Annotated in this window: 3 protein-coding genes; 2 read left to right on the forward strand and 1 reads right to left on the reverse strand. The window is 68.2% G+C overall.

What is annotated here, in order from left to right:
• Window positions 1-291 precede the first annotated feature (291 nt).
• Entirely contained in the window at window positions 292-1,851 is a 1,560-nt protein-coding gene (gene ubiD / locus VGF12_RS21245; protein ID WP_331178045.1) for a 4-hydroxy-3-polyprenylbenzoate decarboxylase, read from the forward strand.
• Between the two features lie 201 nt (window positions 1,852-2,052).
• On the opposite strand, the gene VGF12_RS21250 is transcribed toward ubiD, so the two are convergent.
• Entirely contained in the window at window positions 2,053-2,844 is a 792-nt protein-coding gene (locus tag VGF12_RS21250) for a YdcF family protein (RefSeq protein WP_331178046.1), read from the reverse strand.
• Window positions 2,845-2,884: 40 nt separating this feature from the next.
• Here VGF12_RS21250 and VGF12_RS21255 point away from each other — a divergent pair.
• Window positions 2,885-3,404: AsmA family protein (locus VGF12_RS21255; RefSeq protein ID WP_331178047.1), on the forward strand; the 520-nt coding region annotated here is incomplete at its 3' end.

The following is a 3,404-nucleotide window of genomic DNA, read 5'->3' on the forward strand; positions in this document are numbered from 1 at the left end:
GTCCTTCACGAACAGCGACGCCGAATCCCGCGTGTGGCGAGCCAGGCTGAACAGGTCTTGACGTGTCGTCATGCGACTCCTTGTTCCGCGCCTACCTCAAGGTGCCTCCGATGTGGGGCGGCCCGGGTGGGGCGACGGTGATAATTTCCCGGTCGATTGCTCTGGCCTGTGGCATCTGTGTGCCCGGTGGGCCTGACCGGTTGGGCTTCAGTAGAAACCCGAAGCCACGAATTTTACGACCCGAAGATAACCCGTCAAGGTTGTTTTAACCCTTCGAAACTACTTTTAGTTATGAAATACAGCGACCTGAGGGACTTCATCGCCGGCCTGGAAGGCCTCGGCGAGCTCAAGCGCGTGCGTGAAAAAGTCTCGCCGGTGCTGGAGATGACGGCCCTCAGCGACCGGGTGCTGCGCGCCGGCGGTCCGGCCCTTTTGTTCGAGGCGCCGACCGGGTTCTCGACCCCTGCCTTGACCAATCTTTTCGGGACAACGCGTCGCGTCGCACTCGGCATGGGCGCTGAGTCTCTGGCCGATCTGAGGGATGTCGGCCGGGTGCTCGCCAGCCTCAAGGAACCCGACCCGCCCAAGGGTCTGAAGGACACGGCCAAGCTGCTGCAGATGGCCAAGGCCTTGTGGGACATGAAGCCGGCCGTGCAGCGCCGCGCGGCCTGCCAGGAGGAGGTGCTGGAGGGGGCCGAGATCGACCTCGGCCGGCTGCCCATCCAGACCTGCTGGCCGGACGACGCAGCCCCCCTGATCACGTGGGGTCTCGTCATCACCCGCGGCCCGGCCCGGCCCCGCCAAAACCTCGGCATCTACCGCCAGCAGCTCATTGGGCCCCGCCAGGTCATCATGCGCTGGCTCGCGCACCGTGGTGGTGCATTGGATTTCCGCGACTTCGCGCTGGCCCATCCGGGCGAACCGTTTCCCATCGCCGTGGCGCTGGGGGCGGACCCCGCCACCATCTTGGGTGCCGTCACGCCCGTGCCCGATTCCCTGTCTGAGTACCAGTTCGCCGGGCTGCTGCGTGGTTCGAGGACCGAGCTGGTCCAGACAGGGGTGGGCCACGGCCAGCCGCTGCAGGCACCGGCGTCGGCCGAAATCGTGCTTGAGGGCCACATCCCGACCGCCCCGGCTGGCTTCACGGGCGTCAGCGAGCACGGCGTGCCGCTGAAAGAGAAGGGGGGCTATTTGCATGCGCTGGAGGGCCCCTTCGGCGACCACACCGGCTATTACAACGAGCAGGACTGGTTCCCGGTCTTCGAGATCACGCGCCAGACCCAGCGCAAAAACCCGATCTACCACTCGACCTACACCGGCAAGCCGCCGGACGAGCCCGCCATCCTGGGCGTGGCCCTCAACGAGGTCTTCGTCCCCATCCTCCAGAAGCAGTTCCCGGAGATCGTCGACTTCTACCTGCCGCCCGAGGGGTGCAGCTACCGCATGGCGGTGGTGTCCATCAAGAAGGCCTACCCGGGGCATGCCAAGCGCCTGCTGTTTGGGATCTGGAGCTTTCTGCGCCAGTTCATGTACACCAAGTTCATCGTCGTCGTGGATGACGACATCGACACGCGCAACTGGCAGGAGGTGATCTGGGCCATCACGACCCGCATGGATCCGGTGCGCGACACCACGCTGGTGGACAACACGCCCATCGACTACCTCGACTTCGCATCGCCCGTCAGTGGCCTGGGTGGCAAGATGGGGCTGGACGCGACCAACAAGTGGCCCGGCGAGACCTCGCGGGAATGGGGCCGCGGCATCAGCCTGCCGCCCGAGATCACGGCGAAGGCCGAGGCGCTATTCGGGCAACTCTTCTTGAAGGACGCCGGGGGCTCGTCTACTGTTTAAGTGCCTTTTGAGGCAAACCCTCTGGCGCAATCTTTGCGCGCCAGGAGCCCCTCGGCAGATCGCCCTGGAGCCCCAAGGTGGCATCGCCACCCACCCCGCCCGGCCTGAAAGCCCGGCGGGGTTTCTCATTTTGGCGACCGGCACCCAGGCCATGGGCAGCAGGAGGCCTCCCAGGCGTGCCCCGGGCCCGGGCGGGAGGCACTATCTTCCAGCCCACCAGGCCAGCGTCTCGTAGACGATGTAGCGCACGCGCGCAAAGCCGTCGACGGACGGGCACCAATCATCAAAGCTGCCCAGCGAATCGTCGCGCAGTCCGACGGGGGCCGGCTGCACGCGCAGGCCCAGCGGCGCAGCCTCGGCCTCGAAGGCCCGCAGCGCACGGCGCATGTGGGCCTCGTGCGTGACGAGGATGACCTGCTTCACGCCCGCTGCCGCCAGCATGGGCAACGTGTGCGCGGCGTTCTCGCGAGTGTCCCGCGAACTGGCTTCGGCCCACCGCAGCGGCAGACCATAGTCCTGGGCGGCCACGCGGGCGACGATCGCCGCCTCGGGCTGCTTCAGCTCGGCCGCCGTCCAGCCGATGCCTCCCGTGAAGCCCAGGGGCCAGCCGCTGCGCCGCGACAGCCAGACGCCGTAGGCCAGCCGCTCGGCCGTGATGCGGGTGGGAACGCCCGCACCGTACTCCGGTGCCAGCCGGCGCACACCGCCGCCCAGAACCAGCACGGCACCATCCTGGCGGCCGCGTAAGGCGTCGACCTGGCCGGGCTGCAGCAGGGCGGGCTTGCCGGCAGCCCGGCTCAGCAGCTCGCCCGCCGCTTCCGTGCCCGACAACCACACCCCGCCAAGCGCCAGGGCCAGCAGGGCGGCGCCAAAGCGTCGCCCGCGCCGGAGGCGCCAGCCGCCCCAGGCCGCCAACAGCAACAATGGGGCAGGCGGCAGGACGGCCGCCAGCAGCAGGGTCTTGAAACCGGAGTAATCGAGGGCGAGGCTCACCGTCGGCATCATCGCCGACATCAATAATGCGTCCGCTGTGATGACATCTTCCCGCTTCCAATTCCGCCCCGCCGTTCGCATCGCCCTCTGCACCCTGGCTGCCTTGTCGGCGCTCGGCACGCTGCTGCTGCTGATCGTGACGCTGGCCCTGCCGGGCTGGATCACCGGCCGGGGCGCCGAACTGGCCAGCGACGCACTGGGCCGGCCTGTCCGCATCGAGGAGGCCCATTTCCAGCCCTGGCGCTTGGCACTGGTCGTTGAAGGCCTGAGCATTGACGGGCGGGGCGCCGGCGCACCGCCACTGTTCAAGCTGGCCAAGCTGGACGCGGCCCTGTCGCTGCGCTCCCTGCTGCGCGGCCGCGCCGTCGTCGAATCGCTGACGTTGACCCGGCCCGAGCTGCGCCTCGCGCGCCTGGCCGAGGGCCGCTACGACATCGACGACATCATCCAGCGCATGGCCACCCCGCCCGCCCCCCCGGGAGCGCCCGAGGCGGCAGATCCCGAGTTCGCCGTCTACAACATCGAGCTCAGCGACGGGCGCATCCTCTTCGACGACCGAC

Source organism: Roseateles sp. (assembly GCF_036404855.1).
In the GTDB taxonomy this organism is placed as follows: domain Bacteria; phylum Pseudomonadota; class Gammaproteobacteria; order Burkholderiales; family Burkholderiaceae_C; genus Pelomonas.